The following is a 17967-nucleotide window of genomic DNA, read 5'->3' as shown; positions in this document are numbered from 1 at the left end:
AATGCGCGCCGGAGAACAGCATGTCTGCCAAAACCATCATGATTCAGGGCACCACTTCGGATGCCGGCAAGAGCACTTTCGCCACCGGCTTCTGCCGTTTGCTGGCGCGGCGCGGCCTGCGCGTGGCCCCGTTCAAGCCGCAGAACATGGCGCTCAACAGTGCGGTGACGGTGGATGGCGGCGAGATTGGCCGCTCGCAAGCGGTGCAGGCGCTGGCCTGCGGTGTGGAGCCGCATACCGACATGAACCCGGTGCTGCTCAAGCCCAATAGCAATACCGGTTCCCAGCTCATCATCCAGGGGCGGGCGGTGGGTAATATGGACGCGGTGTCCTACCACGCTTACAAGCCGGTGGCGATGCAGGCGGTGTTGCAGTCGCACGCGCGGCTGGCCACGCAATACCAGTGCATTGTGGTGGAAGGGGCGGGCAGCCCGGCGGAAATCAATCTGCGTGAGGGGGATATCGCCAATATGGGCTTTGCCGAGGCAGTGGACTGCCCGGTGGTGCTGGTGGCCGATATCGAGCGCGGCGGCGTGTTCGCCCATCTGGTGGGCACGCTGGAATTGCTGTCCGACAGCGAACGCGCGCGGGTGGTGGGGCTGGTGATCAATCGCTTCCGTGGCGACCCGGCGCTGCTGCAGTCCGGCGTGGAGTGGGTGGAGCAGCGCACCGGCAAGCCGGTGCTGGGCGTACTGCCGTATCTGAATGGCCTGCATATCGAGGCGGAAGACAGCCTGGCGCTCAATCGTCCGCAAGGTGAGCATGCGCCGCAGCAAACGTTGCGCGTGGTGGTGCCGGTGTTGCCGCGCATCAGTAATCACACCGATTTCGACCCGCTGCGCCTGCACCCGCAAGTGGAGCTGTTGCTGGTCAAGCCCGGACAGCCGCTGCCGCCTGCCGACCTGATCATCCTGCCCGGCAGCAAGAGTGTGCGGGCTGATCTGGCCAGCTTGCGTGCTGCCGGCTGGGAAGCGGCCATTGCCCGCCACCTGCGCTATGGCGGCAAGCTGATCGGCATTTGTGGCGGTTTGCAAATGCTGGGCCAGCAGCTGCACGACCCACTGGGGCTGGAAGGCGAGGCGGGCAGCAGTGACGGCCTGGGCTGGCTGGAGATGGAAACCACGCTGGCCACGCACAAGCAGCTGACGCGGGTGAACGGCCACTTGACGCTGGGTGCGGCAGCGGTGAGCGGCTATGAAATCCACATGGGGGTCAGTACCGGTGCGGCACTGGCGCAGCCTGCGGTGCGGCTGGAGGATGGCCGCTGCGACGGAGCCATCAGCACCGATGGCCAGATTCTGGCCACCTATCTGCACGGGGTGTTCGATCAACCGGCAAGCCTGGCCGCGCTGTTGCAATGGGCCGGGCTGGCTGTGCCGCAGCCGCTGGACTACCCGGCCATCCGCGAGGCGCATATCGAACGGCTGGCCGACATGCTGGAGCAGCATCTGGACCTGACACCGCTGGTGCGCTGGCTGCCCTGATTGGCCAGTCCTGATCGGCCTGTCCTGATCGGCCTGCTGTGGTCAGCCAGTTGTGGCATCTTGCGGCGGCAGGTACGGGTGGATTTCCACCAGTAGGGCCTGATGGCAATCCAGCAACTGGGGCAGCAATTGCTCCAGTTCGGCTGCGGATTGCTGCTGGGCGGCAGATTCAATGCGGTAACACAAGGCAGCAAACGGTGCCGCACCTATCGACAGCGCCGCCCCGCGCAGCGCATGGGAGAACATGGCGATATCGGTCATGCGTTGCTGGCTGACAGCCTGCTGCAGTTTTTCCAGTCGCAACTGGGCATCGCGCACAAAGGTTTGCAGCAGGGTGAGCAGGAATTCCTGATCACCATCACAGTTTTCCAGGGTTTTCTGGTAGTCCAGCTGGCCGCTGGCGGCGGCCTCGGCCTGCGGGGCCGCATGCTGGGGCAGGGTGCCCTCGCCACTCAGTACCCGTTCTATTTCCTCGAACAGACGCTGGGCATCCACCGGCTTGCTGACGTAGCCATCCATGCCGGCAGCCAGGCAGCGCTCCCGGTCGCCGGTCATGGCATTGGCGGTCATGGCAATCACCGGCAGGCGCGGCAGTTGCTGTTCGGCTTCACGCTGGCGTAATGCGCGGGTGGCTTCCAGGCCGTCCATTACCGGCATCTGCATGTCCATCAACACCAGGTCGAAGCTGTGTGCTTGCAGTTGTTCCAGCGCCTCGGCACCGTGGCCTGCCACGCTGGCGGTGCAGCCGCGGCGGCTGAGAATGGCCAGTGCCAGTTTCTGGTTGACTTCGTTGTCCTCCACCAGCAGCACATGCAGCTGCTGTTTGACCTCCCGCACGCTGTAGCGGGTGACCAGCTGGGCGCTGTTGTCGGCTGGTTCGCCGCGCAGCTGGCAGATGGTGGCCAGCAGTTCTTCCTGCGGCACCGGCTTGGTCAGATAACCGCCAATGCCCAGTTCCTGGCAGCGGCGGCCATCGCCACGCTCGCCGGAAGAGGTGAGCATGATGATGTCGGCCTGGCAGCCTTGTTGTTGCAGCTGGCGTGCCACATCGAAACCGGACATGCCCGGCATGTGGCCATCCAGCAGGATAAGGTCGAAGGACTGTTGCTGCAGGATGGCAAGGGCGGCAAAGCCGTCCTCGGCCAGCGTGGCCTGCATGTCCCAGTTTTTCAGCAGGGCCGCCAGCCAGCTGCGGTTGGTGGGGTTGTCATCGCATACCAGCACGCGCAGGCCGGCCAGTTGTGCCGGGGTGCTGGCCGGGGCTTGCTCGGCTGCCAGTTCCAGCGGAATGGTGAAAACAAATTCCGAGCCTTGCTCCGGTACGCTGGATACATGGATTTCACCGCCCAGCAGCCCCACCAGTTTCTGGGTGATGGACAGGCCCAGCCCGGTGCCGCCATAGCGGCGGGTGGTGCTGTTGTCGGCCTGGGCAAAGGCGTCAAAGATGACACGCTGCTTTTCCGGGGCAATGCCAATGCCGGTATCGCGTACCGAAAAAGTCATCAGGTAGCGGCTGGCTGTTTGTTGCTGGCCGGTGACGCTGAGCACGATTTCGCCCTGCTTGGTGAACTTCACCGCATTGCCCAGCAGATTGTTCAGCACCTGGCGCAGGCGGGACGGGTCGCTGATGACGCGGTCCGGCAGTTCCGGGGAAATCTGGCAGATGACTTCCAGGTCGCGTTCTTCCGCTTTCAGGGCAAAGGGGTAGCTGGTCTGGCTGATCAGGCTGCGCAGCGAGAAGGGCAGCGATTCGAGCACCATCTTGCCGGCATCGATCTTGGAGAAGTCCAGAATGTCGTTGATGATGGTGAGCAGCGCATCGGCCGATGACTTCACCACTTCCAGATATTCGCGCTGTTCGGCATTCAGTTCGGTATCCAGCGTCAGCTCGGTCATGCCGATGATGCCGTTCATCGGGGTGCGGATTTCATGGCTCATATTGGCCAGGAAGGCCCCCTTGGCCACATTGGCCGCTTCCGCCAGTTCCAGTGCGCGGTCCAGCCTGCGGCTCAGCGCCTCGGCCTGTTCGCGGCGGTGTTCGCTATGCCGCAGGTTGCGCCAGGCCAGTACGGCAATCAGCACTGCCACCAGCATCAGCAATGCCGCGGTGATGGCAACCGTGGTGTTGATGTCCTGCAGGCTCTGGTTGCTGAGATTGGCCGCATCGGTCAGGCGGGTGTTGGCACCCACCGTCAGCTCGCGCACGTTGTCGGCCACGCCATCCAGTCGCTGCAACAGGGCAACGGCCTGGGGGCGATCGAAATAACCATCGCCGGCATTGAGCTGTTTGTCGGTCTGCGCGATCAGCCTGACCAGTGCGCCGATTTGCTGCTGATACCAGCTGCTGTTGGGAAACAGCGCGGCGAAACGGTATTCGCGCAGCAGGTTGATGCGGGACACCAGGATGTTGTAGCGCAGTTGCAGTTCGTCCAGGTCGGCGGTCTTGCCGGTGGCCTCGGCCACCTTGGCTGCGCCCAGCGTGCGGTAGTAGTCGATGCCCAGCTGGGAATACACCCACACCACATTGTCCTGGCCCTGTTCGGCAAAACGCTTCATTTCCGACTGCTGGCGCTGATACAGCATGCCCACTACCAGCAGGGCAGCCACCAGCAGGATGCCCAGCAGCCAGACCTGATTGCGAACCGGCGTCTTGCGCGAAAACAAAGTCACAGGCGATGTCCGATACGGGGTTTATTCAACGCGGATGCGGTTAACCTGCCACACACAGCGGGAATAGATTTCCTTGGTGCGCAGTTCCGGCTTCTTGTCGAAGGGGTACATCACGAACAGCGGGCCCTTGTCGCGTACGGTCAGCACCTTGCCGTTGACCTTGCGAGCCAGGATCACGTCGTATTTTTCCAGATCAGCCAGCGGAATTTCAGCAGCGTAATCATTCAGCGCCACCACATACAGCTTGCTGCCCTTGCTGCCGGCTGCCTTGAGCACATCGCGGAACAGCGGCCCTTCAAAAGTCTGCTCTTCTTTATACCACGGGGTGGGCACTGTCATTTTTACCTGCGGTAGCTTGTCCAGCATGGCTGCGTCAAATTGCGCATCCGCACCGCTGTTCTTTTCCGAGATCAGGCCGGTAATGGTGACGATGGGGTGACCGGTGGTCTTGTCCAGCGCCAGTGCGTGGGTGGATTGCAGCGCCAGCAGGGAAGCCAGCATCAGTGCGTAGCGGATCTTTGCCATGGGCATCTTCCTTGGAGTTTAAACAGCTTTAATGACAAATCACGGAAAAAGGCTGCTTTGGTGTTAGGCATTCTACAAGCTGTCAATGAAAAAGCCATCTTTGATGCCAGGGACATCGCATGTCGGGATCTCTGCCCGGTAAAGCACCTTTTCCTTCAATTGCTTAGCGCAGGCCTGGTTTGCTGCGGCCTTTCGTGCGTCAGGCTGTCGGACAGGATTTTGCATAAGAAAAAACAATTCAGATTAAAAAATAAACATATTTTCGGTATTTACCGGCCTTCCCTAGACTGCAGTGGTCAGCCAGCGCAGCCATGTGGTGCCACAGGCTGCCTGACCTGCCGCAATACGTGGCCATGTACAGCGCCCGCTGCGGCACTGCCTGAACAGGCAGGCCCCCACGCCACCCTCGTTTGCGGTGTTCGGGGGCATTTCACAGGGAAGGGAAGTGACGATGGTGATGGAAAAAACCGATACGCTGGTGATTGGCGCGGGCCAGGCCGGCATTGCCCTTAGCGAACACCTGAGCAAGCTGGATGTGCCGCATCTGGTGCTGGAGCGCCAACGCATTGCCGAGCGCTGGCGCTCGGAACGCTGGGATTCGCTGGTATGCAACGGCCCGGCCTGGCACGACCGCTTTCCCGGCCTGGATTTTGATGATGTCGCGCCGGATGCCTTTGCCGGCAAGGAGCGGGTGGCGGACTATCTGGAAGCCTACGCCCGCAAATTCCACGCCCCTATCCGCACCGGCGTGGAAGTGCTCAAGGTGGTGCGCAATGACGGACGCCCGGGCTTTACCGTGGAAACCTCGGCCGGGGTGATAGAAGCCAATCGGGTGGTGGCTGCCACCGGCCCCTTCCAGCAGCCGCTGATTCCGCAACTTATCCCGGCTGACAGCCCGGTGAAGCAAATGCACTCGGCCGCATACCGCAACCCGCAGCAATTGCCGCCCGGCGCGGTACTGGTGGTGGGATCGGGTTCGTCCGGTGTGCAGATTGCCGACGAGCTGCAGCGCGCAGGCCGCCAGGTGTATCTGTCGGTCGGCCCGCACGACAGGCCGCCGCGCCGCTACCGCGAACGGGACTTCTGCTGGTGGCTGGGGGTGCTGGGGGAGTGGGATGCCCAGAAAGTGAAGCCGGGGCGTGAGCACGTCACCATTGCGGTGAGCGGCGCACGTGGCGGACACACCGTGGATTTTCGCCGGCTGGCCGAGCAGGGCATCACCTTGCTGGGCATGACCCGCTCTTGCGAAAACGGCGTAATGCAGTTTCAGCCGGACCTGGCGGAAAACATTGCCCGTGGCGATGAAAACTACCTGGGGCTGCTGGACGCTGCCGATGCCTATATTGCGCAGAACGGGCTGGACCTGCCGCCAGAGCCGCAAGCGCGACAACTGCCGCCGGACCCGGCCTGCGTGCGGGAACCCATCCTGTCGCTGGACCTGGCTGCCAGCGGAGTTGGCACCGTGATCTGGGCTACCGGTTTTGCCGTGGATTACCGCTGGTTGCAAGTGAATGCCTTTGACGAAAAGGGCAAGCCCAGCCATCAGCGTGGCATTTCCAGCGAGCCGGGCGTGTATTTCCTGGGCCTGCCCTGGCTGTCGCGGCGTGGCTCCAGCTTTATCTGGGGGGTATGGCATGACGCCAAGTTCATTGCCGACCACATTGCCACCCAGCGCAAATACCAGGCCTATCACGCCAGTACTCCCGCCACCGCAGCGCCGGTGCGTGAAAAGGTTTGAATTACAGGCAGGCGACTTCCAAAACGGCGGCGGCATGACCGCCACCCCACACACAGCAATGAGGTGAAACATGGTTCACAAACGCATTCGTCCGTTCAATACCCGCGATACCTACCCGGAACAAAAGCTGGACAACGACCTGTGCCAGGCCGTGGTGGCGGGCAATATGGTGTTCTTGCGCGGCCAGATCGGTCAGGACCTGGATACCCGCGAGTCGGTCGGCATCGGCGATGTCACCGCCCAGGCGGAAAAGGCAATGGCCAATGTGAAGATGCTGCTGGAGGAATCCGGCAGCCATCTGGACCACGTATGCAAGATCGTCATCTACCTGGTGGATACTCGCTATCGCGAGGCGGTGTACCAGGTTGTGGGGCGCTGGCTCAAGGGGGTGTATCCGGTGTCCACCGGGCTGGTGATTTCCGCCCTGGCACGGCCTGAATGGCTGGTGGAAATCGACATCACCGCGGTGATTCCGGAAGGCTATCAGCCATGACTTTTTCCATCGCCGCACGTTGTCCGCAAACCGGCATGCTGGGGGTGGCGGCGGCTTCATCCAGCATCGCCGTGGCCAGCCGCTGCTGTCATGTGGCAGCAGGGGTGGGCGCGGTGATGAGCCAGAATGTCACCAACCCGGCCCTGGGGCCCAGGGCGCTGGCCTTGATGGCAACAGGGGAGCGTGGCCGCAGCCTGTGCCAGGCGCTGGCACTGGCGGATGGCAATCTGGCCTGGCGTCAGCTGCTGCTGGTGCCGGCACAGGGGGAAATTGCCACCTTCAGCGGTCAGCATGCGCTGGGTGTGTTTGCCACGGCGCAGGGGGAACACTGCGCTGCCGGTGGCAATATCCTGGCCGATGCCAGCTTGCCCGCGCGCATGGTGGAGGCTTTCGAGCAAAGTTGCGGCCATCTGGCCGACCGCCTGCTGGCTGCCATGCAGGCAGCCGTGGATGCCGGGGGGGAAGTTGGCCCCATCCATGCTGCCGGACTCAAGCTGGTGTGGACGCAAAGCTGGCCGGTGGTCGACCTGCGGGTGGACTGGAGCGATGGTGAGCCGGTAACCGAGCTGCAGCAGCTGTGGCAGCGTTATCAGCCGCAAATGCAGGACTACATCACCCGCGCCGAAGCGCCGGATCAGGCCCCCAGCTACGGCGTGCCGGGGGTGTAGCGCAAGCTGCAGAAGACAGTGCCGCCCTGCTTGCAGCAGAGGCGGCATGTGGTCTTATTTCACTGATACATCAATGCCTTCACCCAGGTATCTGGCGGCCAGCGCCTTCACCTTGCCGCTGGCTTGCAGGCGGGCAATGGCGGCGTCCAGTTTCTTGCGCAGTTCCACGTCGTCCTTGCGCAGACCAAAGGCAATGCCGCTGCCCAGAATCTTGTCGTCATGCACGGCGCCGACAAACTGGAAGTCCTTGCCATCCGGGCGGGTGAGGAAGCCTTTCTGCCCCGCCGGGGCCATCACCAGCGTGGCATCCAGCCGGCCGGTCGCCATATCGGCGTAAACCTGGTTCTGGTCCTGATAGGACACCACGCGCACCCCGGCAGATTCCCAGTGGCTGCGGGCATAGGTTTCCTGGATCGACCCTTGCAACACGCCCATGCTCTTGCCTTGCAGCTTGTCCGCTGCGGTGGTGATGCCACTGCCTTTGCGGGCGATCACCATGCTGGGTACCCGGTAGATGATGCTGGTGAAGGCAATGCTCTTGCGACGCTGCTCGGTGGCATTCATGGCGGAGTTGATGGCGTCGAATTTCTTGCCTTGCAGTGCCGGAATCAGCCCGTCAAAGGCATTTTCCACCCAGCTGCATTTGAGATGGGCTTCGGCACAGACAGCCTTGCCCAGTTCCACATCCAGCCCTTGCAACTCGCCGCTGGCGGATTTGTATTCAAACGGCGGGTATTGCGCCTCGATACCGTAACGCAGGGTGGATTCCGCCATGGCCGGCAGGGCAAAGCTGCCGGCTGCCAGGATGGCCGTCATCATCAGGGTGTGCTGTTTCATCTGTTTTCCTTTGATTGTTGGTGGCATGCAGTCTGTCACTCAGCCCTGTGCCGGGCTGTTGGCGTTGCTGGTTGATGTATTCACAAACGGCGGTGTTGCAGGGCGGGCAGGCGTGCTCGCCACGCGGCTTGCCCGGACAGGTCAAGCCGGGCCAGCGCCATGCCTTCGCCTTCTTCATGGCAGGCCAGCACCTGTCCCCATGGGTCGACAATCATGCTGTGGCCATAGGTTTCCTTGCCGCCGGGGTGGCGACCGCACTGGGCAGGGGCAATGACGAAGGCCAGGTTTTCCACTGCCCGTGTGCGCAGCAGCAAGTCCCAGTGCGCCTGGCCTGTGGTCCGGGTGAAGGCGGCGGGGGCGCTGATCAGGCCCGGTGCCGGTGGCTGGCGATACAGTTCGGGAAAGCGCAGGTCGTAGCACACTGACAGCCGCAGGCTGCCCCATGGCGTGTCGGCGCTGATGGGCTGGTCTCCGGCCTGCATGGTGTCTGCCTCGGCATAGTATTCGTCGCCATGCCGGAAACCGAACAGATGCATCTTGTCATAGCGCGCCGTGCATTGGCCGTCGGGGGAGAACAGCAGGCTGCTGTTGTGAAAATGTGCGGCATCGCCACTTTGCAGTGGCAGGGTGCCGGCCAGCAGCCAGATGCCATGTTGGCGGGCCAGGCTGGCCATCTGCGCTTGCAGCGGGCCATTGTCAAACGCCTCGGCCAGCGGCAGTCGTGCCCGCTCGTCGGCCGGCATCAGGTAGAAATATTCGGGCAGCGCCACGAAACGGGCAGCAGCCTGTGCCGCCTCTCCGACCAATTGTGCCGCCCGCGCCAGATTGTGTTGCAAATCGTCACCCGAGCACATCTGGATGGCGGCGGCCAGTAGTGTGTCTGCCATCATGCTGCTCCGATTTCGCACAGCCGGGCGGCACCGGCCAGCAAGGTGGCATCATCCTTGGCAAACGACAGGCGGATCACGCGCTGGTCGGTGCCGTCGCGGTAGAAGGCCGATACCGGAATGGTGGCTACGCCGTGGCGGGTGATCAGCCCTTGGACGAATTCGCTGTCGCTCTCATCCGACAGATGAGCAAAACTGGCCAGCATGAAAAAGCTGCCCTGGCTGGGGAGCAGTTGCAAGGGGCTGTCAGCCAGCGCAGCGCACAGCAGATCGCGCTTGCGCTGGTAAAAGGCGGACAGGCCGAGGTAGTGTTCCGGCTCGGCCAGGATGCGGGCCAGCGCGTGTTGCATCGGGGTGTCGGCGGCAAACATGGCGAACTGGTGCACCTTGCGGATTTCCTCCATCAGGGCCTGTGGTGCCAGGCAGCAGCCCACCCGCCAGCCGGTGACGTGGTAAGTCTTGCCAAAGGAAGTCACCACCACCGAGCGGGCCGCCAGTGCCGGGTATCGGCTCATGCTGTGGTGCAATGCGCCGTCAAACACCACGTGCTCGTACACCTCATCCGACAGGATCACGATATCGCTGCCTTCGGTCAGCGCTTGCAGCCGTGCAGCATCAGCGGCTGACAGCGTGGTGCCGGTGGGGTTGTGCGGAGTGTTCAGGATCAGCATGCGGGTGCGCGGGCTGATGCGTGCGGCAACTTCGTCCCAGGGAATGGAAAAGTGGGGCGCGGCCAGTTTGATCACCACCGGTGTGGCGCCTTGCAGTTCAATCATCGGGATATAGCTGTCAAAGGCCGGTTCGAACACGATGACCTCGTCCCCGGCATGTACCAGCGCATTGACTGCGCAGAACAAGGCTTCGCTGGCGCTGGCCATGATGGTGACTTCGTGCTCGCTGTCATAACGACAGCCATACAGGGCTTCGGTCTTGGCGCTGATGGCCTCGCGTAAGGCGGGCAGGCCGGTCATCGGCGCGTACTGGTTGTGCCCGGCCTGCATGGCTTCGCTGGCGTAGCGCAGCAATGCTTCACTACAGGGGAAATTGGGTGCGCCCTGTGACAGGTTGATGGCCTGGTGCTGTGCGGCAAGCTGGCCGATCACGCTGAAAATGGTGGTGCCGACATGCGGCAGGCGCGAGCGGGCTGTGACGGGTGAATGCAGCATGGTGTTGGACCGGTGATGGTGGGGTGACGCTATTCAACGGCTTTGTCCGCCATGACACAAACGATTAATCGGCATGTTATAAATGAGAAAAACTCAGTCATGGATACCGGACATGCCCAGAAAAACCTTGCCCTTGTATGCCTTGTCGGTATTCGAGGTGGCTGCGCGCCACCAAAGCTTCACCCATGCGGCCAATGAGTTGTTCATCACCCAGGGCGCGGTCAGCAAGCAGATTGCCCAACTGGAAGACAGCCTGGGTTATCCGCTGTTTCACCGCTATGCGCGCAGCTTGCGCCTGACGGCACAGGGCAGTTTGCTGCTGGGCTATGTGCAGCGTGGTTTCAAGGTGATTTCCCAAGGTGTGGATGCAGCCGCCAGCCTTGCCGCACCCTTGTGCATCAAGGCTCCCAGCTGTGTAGTGCGCTGGTTGCTGCCGGTGCTGCAGCAGTTTGCGCGCGAGGCACCGGAATGGCCGGTGCAACTGGCTGGCGTGCATGAGCATGCAGTCAGCTTTGCCCGCGAGGATGTTGATCTGGCCATTGTCTACAAGCCACAAAAAGCCATTGCGGGGAATGAGACACTGCTGCTGGTCGAGCAGCTTACCCCGGTGATTGCCCCGCAATTGCTGGCCAAAACCGGCCAGCTGCTGCAGCAGGTGGCGGACTTGCAGCACTATCCTCTGCTCCATCCCTCGCACGACCGGCGCGACTGGCGGCAATGGCTGGCCAGCCGCGGCGCAGCGACGCTGGAATATCGTGGCGGCACCGTGTTCGACACGCTGGATCAGGCGATGAATGCTGCCTTGCAAGGCTATGGCGTGACGCTGGGGGATGTGAGCCTGTTGCGGCAGGAGCTGGCAGAGGGGCTGCTGCTGGCACCATATGGCCCGCCGTGGAGCAGTGGCTACGCCTATGCACTGGCGCTGCGGCCTGATGAAAAACGCCCCGGTGTGCTGGCGCTGCACGCTTTCCTGCTGGATCAGATGAGGACTGCGCCCATGCCGGACAGCATAGTGGGTTAGGGAGGGCGGTAAAAAAGCCAGTTCTGCGAATTGCGACTTCTCTTGGTCAGCTGCATTTACTCTGTTCCTAAAGTAACTCTTTCTGACCAGCTAATTGTCAGAAGTGAAAGCAGGTGAGTACTTTAACGGAGAACTGAAGCCAAGAATGAGTGTGGTTGGATCGGTGTGATGGATGGCCAACTACTGGACAAAGTCTTTTCGCGTTCGCAATCGTTTCAGAAATAGTCGACCTGAATCCGATCATGCTTTCGACTTCATGTTGGGTGCGGTATTTGATTGCATGATTTATCGTTAGTGGCTAACAAACCGCTATGTCATGAAAATGATGTTTAATATCTAGTAGTGTGATTTTCTATGGGTAATCGATGAAAAATTCAGCGGCAGCATTGGCATGGCCTGCAGTCACTGTGCCGGTACGGATGTAATCTGCTTGCAATGGCATCTCAACCATATTTCCAAAGACAGATCCCATGGAATAACTGTTATTTGTTCCAAAATTTATAATTTTATTGCTGGATATCAATCTTAATCTAATTGAAACTCCTTGAGCGGAAGGAGCTCCAAGTTCAGTGGTGGGAGATAGGGTAAGTAAGTCACTTGTGTTGCTGCGGTTGTTGATGTCAATAAAATAAATTCTTGGTTTTGCTTCTGCGGTACAATTATTCAGTCGTATGCTGAATTGAGTTCCACCTTGTAATGACGGTGAGTTGATAGAAGGGAAGTCTGTGGTGCTAAAATAGCCCATCCTCACCTGAATTGAAGGAGTTTCAATTTCACAAATATTTTGAACTTGTACATTGCCCAGATCCAAGGTGTATTTGTCGCCAAAGTCACCAGTCGCATTGCATGACCTGGATACAATGCCAGCACTGTCGATTGCATCAATGATGAAATTTGTCGCTGCACCAGGTGTGCTGCTCACTATTCCACCTGATGTGTTGCCTGTCAAAATCAATTCTTGTATTGTGGAAAGTTGGATGCTGCCAGTTCCTACGGCGCTTGTTTTAGCGGCTTCTTCTGCTAGTATAATTGGCGTAGCATTGCGCAATAGTATTCCATCGGGAGTGCTGGATGAGCTATATCTCCAGCGTAGTCCAATTCCTGGGATATTGGTTGCTACTGTATGATAATCTGCCAAATCACCACCAACTCCGCCACTAATCCAACTACCCTTTATTCTGACAATATCTGGCCCTCCGGGTTTTCCAGTATAAACGCCAAAGACGGTAATGCCGCGAGCAGCTAGGACGGTTCCGGTTGGGATGCTGTTGGAGATTTGGATTTTGCTGTTTCCTCCATATATACTCCATGGGCCACCAAGAGTATTGTCAAAATAACATTCGCTTGCTGTGGCTTCAGCAAATGAATAATTTGATATAAATAAAAAAACACAAATGAAAAATTTATATTTTTTCATATTCATAAAAAAATGTTGGGGTTGTGCCATTTGTACGGTATTGATTTAATGATGGTTGTACTGTCTGTGATAAGCAACTATCTATTTAATATGGCTGATGCCGTCAAAGCTGGGGTGGATAATCAATGGAAGTGCGAAGCCAATACTATTGGCTTCGCACTATAGTTGCAGAATATTATCTAAGTTCAATCTTTGATTATTCCCCGGTTGATACCCACCAGGCTAAGGCGTGCAGCATCGCCAAAAAACTGAACTCCTTCTATGCTGCCTTTGTTGATGCCAACCGCACCACCGTAAGTCTGATAGTTCGTGTATTTAACCACTCCATAGACCTGAGACTGTACTATCCTGCCGATGGTCTCGTTTAGTCCAACCAATCCCCCAATATTGCTATTTGACCCGGATGAAACATTTGAGTATGAGTAAGAGTTGCTAGCCAAGGCCTTATTCAAGCCAATCAACCCGCCTGTTGAGCTAGAGCTGCCACCTGAAACAGTTCCGTAAGAGTTACTGAAAGAGACAGTTCCTTCCATCCGGGTGCCGCTATTCAATCCGACCAAGCCACCAACATTACTAGATGAACCACCCACGACATTATTTTCAGCTGTTACGCCTGTGACTGTACCTGTATTGGTGCCAATTGCTCCACCAATATTGGTATTTGTACTAGCAGAGACTTTTGATATCGCCCCTGTTGGTGTCATCATTTTTACAAGTGAGTTTAGAACGTTACCGTCATTGTTGCTTCCTATCAAGCCACCTACACTAGTGTTACTGCCACCAATTACCGTGCCGGCAGCTATGGCATCGGTAACATCACCCATATTGTTTATGCCAATCAGACCACCAGTTTCTCGCCCATTACTATTGTTAACTGTTGAATTGGCGGCAACATTGATAATAGTACCGGCAAGATTGGTACCGATGAGCCCACCTGCTACGGAAGATGCTCCCCCATTAACCACGCTATCAGAACGAGAGTTCAGTACATCGCCAGTGCTCAAGTAGCCAATAAGCCCACCCACATTGGCAGCATATGAACTATTTGAATAGCAATAATTAGCACCAACGTTACCTGTATTGCTAGAGTCACTAACAATGCCTCCAGCATTTATACCAACTAGGCCACCGCTATTAGGTGAGTAGTTGACGTTGACATTTCCCTTGTTTTGAGAGTATTGAATTCTACCTTGGAGGTTAATGCCAACTAATCCACCTGCACCATTGCCAGAATTTGCATTATTATTCATGCCACCATTAACAGTGCCTGTATTGAGGGAGTTAAGTATAGTACCACGGCTATTTTCTCCTGTGATGCCACCAACTCCGAGTGTGTTGGAATTGCTGGATACAGTTCCCGTAAAGGTACCACCATCAATGGTCCCACTATTAATGCCAACTAAACCACCGAGAGTATTTACTTGGCTGGAGGAGCTTGAGACAGTAGTATTGCTGCTACTATTGATCAGAGATCCGCGGTTATAACCAATAAGTGAGCCAATTGCCGCGGGCACATTGGATGTGGTATTTGAAATACTACTGGCCGTGAGGTTTATATTCTTCAAAGTACCATCGTTTGTTGCAATCAAACCAGCATTTGGGCCCGCGGCAGTGATCGCAAGTCTTGTTATTGTATGCCCAAAGCCGTCTATGACACCTTTAAATGATGCATATGGATTGCTCCCACTTGCAATGGATTCAAATTTTTTGTTTGCACCGTCTATGTTACTTCCTATTACATAGAGACCATATAGATTACTATTTATACGTTGAAGTTGATCAAATGTTTGAATAACGTTATATGATTTTTTATTGAGAGAGAATCCTGCATTGGCGCCTGCTAGTGTGATAGCTTTTCCTTTGGCTAATACGTAATTTCCAGATCCTGTGTTGAGTGCTAGGCTAGAATTTATGCCTGTTGAGGAAATGTTATCGTTAATCAATATGTCATTCTGCGCATTTAACTCTAGTTTATTTTTACTAGACCATGCTACAGGGCCGTTCACTGCCAGGTCACCATTCCCGTTGGTGATGGAGAAATTAGAAAATGCCAAGCCACGAGACAAGGTGTCAGATGCAATATAACTATCAGAGTATGGAACACTATTTCCACGAGTGGCAATTTCAAAGTCATCTGCTTTGATCGAGACTAATCCTGTATTTCCATTGTCAGCTGTTGTATTAAAAAGCGTACCCAGGCCAATGCGTGCATGCTTGCCGCTAATGTTGATTGAACCTCCATCACCAATATTTTGTCCTTGAGCGCTTGCACTTACTTGTCCATTTATATCAACGCGGTCTTTAGGTCCTGCATCCAAGACAATTCTGCCTGACATATAATTGAGTGTGTTTGCTTCTATTGTGCCGCTGTTGTTAACTACTGTTTTCATCAAATTCGAACTGTCACGTGCAGTAAGGATAACCTGACCACCATTGGCGCTTATTTTATTGCTGTTTTGCACCAGCGCATCCATGATTGCACTATCAACTTTCACATTAATTAGCCTTGCATCATCAATACTGAGTGTAAATGCATTACCTGCAGCTAATGCGGTACTCCCATTTGATGTGTTGATTGTTCCTGTGTTTTTGACTTGATTTGCAAGAAGAATGACGTAGCCATTGGTACTATTAATAGTCCCTTGGTTGAGAATGATTGATCTGGAAATTCCAGAGAATTTGTAATTTCCACCATTAAAATCGGTATCAGTTATATTCTGTGTCGATGCAAGCAAACCACCTACATTGACTTGGGATCCATTTCCAAATAAGACTCCATTTGGATTGATGATGAAGACCTTTCCATTGCCAGACAGTTGGCCTAGTATGACTGTTCCTTCAAGTCCAAGGACGCGATTCAATGCAATCGAGTTTTGATTTGGTTGATTAAATTGCACTTTCTCATCTGCTTTAATCCCAAATTTGTCCCAATTAATAATAATTTTGTCAGTGCTTTGGTTAACAGAAATTTGCTTTCCATTATCGAAAACCTGAATATTCCCAGTTCCTGACACAATATTTCCACCGGTTGGTAATGCAAAAGCAGTCGGTATGGAAATCGCGCTGATGACTGAAGCCAAATGAAGTTGAGAACGACTGATACTTCCTGTTTTCCTACAAGCCTTTGCATTTTCACTGCAGGCAACCCAACACCCTTTATGTGTATTCCAGATACGGCTGAAGATTGTGTTCATAATGGAATCCTTAGTGCGGTTATTTTGGTTAGGTATCAATATTTCGTTTTAAAAATTGCATTGCACTTGATGAATCGATAATAAGTTCCGACTATAGATTCGATATTCTTCTTTCTTGTGGATTTTAATATATCAAAATATATAGTTAGCCTGAATCCAGGCTGATGGTGCTTTCTGTGTGTTGACAGAATTTCCAGGCGAAATCGGTAATGCGGCGGTTATTTTGAGTGAGCCTTCTTTGTTTGCAAATGTTAATGCTGTTCCGATTGCAGCTCTACGGATAAGAGGATTAGCTTCTCCCCATCCATTTTTGCTTGCACGCGTCTGTCCATAGTCATAAAACAATGAAGTTTGAATTTTTGGTTTTATTAAATGCCGTATCTCAACACTGCCGACAAAGCCTACATCACCTGCGGCATCATTGGCTGAATATGCACGAACTGAATAAACACCACCTAAACCAATTTTCTCAGCAGAAATCATATTTTTATCAGACCCTTGCATATTAATTTGTCCGAGTATGCTGGTTCTGCTTGTTATCCACTTTTCGTGGCTGCCATTAATTGCTAATTTACTAAAACCGCCTTGTATTCTTGTCGATTTTTGGTAATAGTTTTCCCACGTTGGGCTTAGCACCGTAATGCGACCAATGCTGTAACTTGCCGTGAAATTACTTAAGGATATATCGGAAAGTACATTTGCTACGCTGGTGGAGAATAATGTGGTAATAATTTTAGATTTCTTTTTGTTTGTGTCTTGATCAACACCAGTCATGTCATTGAATAATCTTTCTTCATATCTAATTTCCAATTCGGCATATCTATCATTTTGCGATATGATGGGTTGCTGTAGATAGACTCCGGTTGAGTTAACATAGCCATGTATTCCCAATGCTTCCATGGCCCCACCTATTGAATATTGCATTTTGGAATAGTTTATTCCAATTTTGGAGTCCCCAATATTTGTCGGTACTAAGTAATTTATTCTCCGATACAAATTCTCAGGGTTGCTTGTCAGTGCTTTTATATTTATCTGGTCGCCAATATTTAACGGATTATTGAGCGTCAAGTCACCTATAGCTCTGTAGCGACCTGTACTTTTGTCACCTAGATTGTCTGAGCTAACATTTGCGCTTAGGTATTTTGTATTCTCTATGCTTACGGTTAAATCGGCTTGGCCACTTTCTGCTCCTGGCTCTAATGTGGATGTTGCGTGTATCCCAGCTATTTTATTTAATCTAATCAAGGAGCTTTCCAGATTTTTAGTTTGTATTACTTCATTTTTTTTAATAGAGCGCATTGTGTTTGATACGACAAATTTTTTAAGCTTGGATTGATTTTCATATTTTATTTCGCCATACCTTCCTTCTTTAATTTCTATGGTTAATACCCCATCTTTAATTTCTTGAGGAGGAATATAAGCATGCGAAAATGTATAATTTTTTTTGTGATAAAAATCTTCAACTTTCTGAGCGATATTTTTTAATTCTTTAAGAGAGTACTCTTTGTTAATGTCATTTTTGATAAGAGTGTGTAATTCATCCTGGCTGAAAGTATTATTTCCCCTGAATACTATTTTTGTTATGAGTACTTTTATATTGCTTTCCGTGGGATGATTTGTCTTGTTTTTATCGTTGTTTATATCAAGTTGCAACGGCGCATGTTTGAGTTGATTGTCTATTCTGTTTTGTTGATCAATTTCTCGAATCAACTGACCTCCGGAGGGTGCCGCTAGCACGCTGCCAAGGCATGAGTACATGCCAATCCCCATAGTGAGTAAGTGTAATTTTTTTGGTTTAAAGTGGTTATTCATTTCTTTTGGAATTTATTCATCTATTATTTCATTTATGTATATTTATTTTAAAGAT

At 54.5% G+C, this 17967-nt stretch carries 13 protein-coding genes; 5 read left to right on the top strand and 8 right to left on the bottom strand.

The window, feature by feature from the left end; genetic code table 11:
* Window positions 1–20 precede the first annotated feature (20 nt).
* On the top strand, window positions 21–1484 hold the full coding sequence (locus tag AWT75_RS02985; protein ID WP_062787200.1) for a cobyric acid synthase: 1464 nt from the start codon (window positions 21–23) through the stop codon (window positions 1482–1484).
* A gap of 42 nt (window positions 1485–1526) precedes the next feature.
* Here the strand turns inward: AWT75_RS02985 and AWT75_RS21630 are convergent, their stop codons facing one another.
* Entirely contained in the window at window positions 1527–4154 is a 2628-nt protein-coding gene (locus tag AWT75_RS21630; protein WP_062787156.1) for a response regulator, read from the bottom strand.
* A 21-nt stretch (window positions 4155–4175) separates the two neighbouring features.
* Entirely contained in the window at window positions 4176–4679 is a 504-nt protein-coding gene (locus AWT75_RS02975) for a putative pterin-binding protein (RefSeq protein WP_062787153.1), read from the bottom strand.
* Window positions 4680–5136: 457 nt separating this feature from the next.
* Here AWT75_RS02975 and AWT75_RS02970 point away from each other — a divergent pair, with 457 nt between their 5' ends.
* The 3 genes from AWT75_RS02970 to AWT75_RS02960 all read left to right on the top strand — a co-directional run bounded on the left by AWT75_RS02970 (window position 5137) and on the right by AWT75_RS02960 (window position 7578).
* A complete protein-coding gene (locus AWT75_RS02970) occupies window positions 5137–6417 on the top strand; it encodes a flavin-containing monooxygenase (RefSeq protein ID WP_239689434.1) in 1281 nt (426 codons plus the stop codon).
* 70 nt (window positions 6418–6487) lie between these two features.
* Entirely contained in the window at window positions 6488–6910 is a 423-nt protein-coding gene (locus tag AWT75_RS02965) for a RidA family protein (protein ID WP_045848302.1), read from the top strand.
* Window positions 6907–7578 carry a DUF1028 domain-containing protein gene (locus AWT75_RS02960; RefSeq protein WP_062787147.1) on the top strand — a complete coding sequence of 224 codons (672 nt, stop codon included), beginning with the start codon at window positions 6907–6909 and terminating at the stop codon, window positions 7576–7578. Before AWT75_RS02965 ends, AWT75_RS02960 begins: the two co-directional genes overlap by 4 nt.
* Before the next feature lie 54 nt (window positions 7579–7632).
* On the opposite strand, the gene AWT75_RS02955 is transcribed toward AWT75_RS02960, so the two are convergent.
* The 3 genes from AWT75_RS02955 to AWT75_RS02945 form a co-directional block, all read right to left on the bottom strand.
* Window positions 7633–8415 carry a transporter substrate-binding domain-containing protein gene (locus AWT75_RS02955; protein WP_062787144.1) on the bottom strand — a complete coding sequence of 261 codons (783 nt, stop codon included), beginning with the start codon at window positions 8413–8415 and terminating at the stop codon, window positions 7633–7635.
* Window positions 8416–8495: 80 nt separating this feature from the next.
* Window positions 8496–9305 (bottom strand): carbon-nitrogen hydrolase family protein, encoded by an 810-nt coding sequence (locus AWT75_RS02950; RefSeq protein ID WP_338021285.1) that lies wholly within the window; start codon window positions 9303–9305, stop codon window positions 8496–8498.
* Window positions 9302–10468, bottom strand: coding sequence for a methionine aminotransferase (locus tag AWT75_RS02945; RefSeq protein ID WP_062787138.1), 1167 nt, complete (start codon window positions 10466–10468; stop codon window positions 9302–9304). The genes AWT75_RS02950 and AWT75_RS02945 overlap by 4 nt, the downstream gene beginning before the upstream one ends.
* A 112-nt stretch (window positions 10469–10580) precedes the next feature.
* Here AWT75_RS02945 and AWT75_RS02940 point away from each other — a divergent pair, with 112 nt between their 5' ends.
* Window positions 10581–11489: a LysR substrate-binding domain-containing protein gene (locus AWT75_RS02940; protein ID WP_062787135.1), complete on the top strand. Its 909-nt coding sequence runs from the start codon at window positions 10581–10583 to the stop codon at window positions 11487–11489.
* Between the two features lie 352 nt (window positions 11490–11841).
* Here AWT75_RS02940 and AWT75_RS20720 read toward each other — a convergent pair whose 3' ends face one another.
* The 3 genes from AWT75_RS20720 to AWT75_RS20710 form a co-directional block, all read right to left on the bottom strand.
* Window positions 11842–12936, bottom strand: coding sequence for a fimbrial protein (locus tag AWT75_RS20720; RefSeq protein WP_082695918.1), 1095 nt, complete (start codon window positions 12934–12936; stop codon window positions 11842–11844).
* Window positions 12937–13091: 155 nt separating this feature from the next.
* Window positions 13092–16100 (bottom strand): two-partner secretion domain-containing protein, encoded by a 3009-nt coding sequence (locus AWT75_RS20715; RefSeq protein WP_082695920.1) that lies wholly within the window; start codon window positions 16098–16100, stop codon window positions 13092–13094.
* Between the two features lie 132 nt (window positions 16101–16232).
* Window positions 16233–17912, bottom strand: coding sequence for a ShlB/FhaC/HecB family hemolysin secretion/activation protein (locus AWT75_RS20710; protein WP_082695917.1), 1680 nt, complete (start codon window positions 17910–17912; stop codon window positions 16233–16235).
* Between the last annotated feature and the right edge of the window lie 55 nt (window positions 17913–17967).

Origin of the sequence: Aquitalea pelogenes, from assembly GCF_001515305.1 — a bacterium.
In the GTDB taxonomy this organism is placed as follows: Bacteria; Pseudomonadota; Gammaproteobacteria; order Burkholderiales; family Chromobacteriaceae; genus Aquitalea; species Aquitalea pelogenes.
The sequence above is the reverse complement of the archived record's forward strand: the minus strand, read 5'-3'. Positions and strand labels throughout refer to the sequence as shown.

What these genes read in the sequence shown, in the direction of transcription:
- AWT75_RS02975 (WP_062787153.1), bottom strand. Translation starts at nt 4,679, where the DNA reads ATGGCAAAGATCCGCTACGCACTGATGCTGGCTTCCCTGCTGGCGCTG.
- AWT75_RS02945 (WP_062787138.1), bottom strand. Translation starts at nt 10,468, where the DNA reads ATGCTGCATTCACCCGTCACAGCCCGCTCGCGCCTGCCGCATGTCGGC.
- AWT75_RS20720 (WP_082695918.1), bottom strand. Translation starts at nt 12,936, where the DNA reads ATGGCACAACCCCAACATTTTTTTATGAATATGAAAAAATATAAATTT.
- AWT75_RS02940 (WP_062787135.1), top strand. Translation starts at nt 10,581, where the DNA reads ATGCCCAGAAAAACCTTGCCCTTGTATGCCTTGTCGGTATTCGAGGTG.
- AWT75_RS20710 (WP_082695917.1), bottom strand. Translation starts at nt 17,912, where the DNA reads ATGAATAACCACTTTAAACCAAAAAAATTACACTTACTCACTATGGGG.
- AWT75_RS02965 (WP_045848302.1), top strand. Translation starts at nt 6,488, where the DNA reads ATGGTTCACAAACGCATTCGTCCGTTCAATACCCGCGATACCTACCCG.
- AWT75_RS02985 (WP_062787200.1), top strand. Translation starts at nt 21, where the DNA reads ATGTCTGCCAAAACCATCATGATTCAGGGCACCACTTCGGATGCCGGC.
- AWT75_RS02950 (WP_338021285.1), bottom strand. Translation starts at nt 9,305, where the DNA reads ATGATGGCAGACACACTACTGGCCGCCGCCATCCAGATGTGCTCGGGT.
- AWT75_RS02955 (WP_062787144.1), bottom strand. Translation starts at nt 8,415, where the DNA reads ATGAAACAGCACACCCTGATGATGACGGCCATCCTGGCAGCCGGCAGC.
- AWT75_RS20715 (WP_082695920.1), bottom strand. Translation starts at nt 16,100, where the DNA reads ATGAACACAATCTTCAGCCGTATCTGGAATACACATAAAGGGTGTTGG.
- AWT75_RS02970 (WP_239689434.1), top strand. Translation starts at nt 5,137, where the DNA reads ATGGAAAAAACCGATACGCTGGTGATTGGCGCGGGCCAGGCCGGCATT.
- AWT75_RS02960 (WP_062787147.1), top strand. Translation starts at nt 6,907, where the DNA reads ATGACTTTTTCCATCGCCGCACGTTGTCCGCAAACCGGCATGCTGGGG.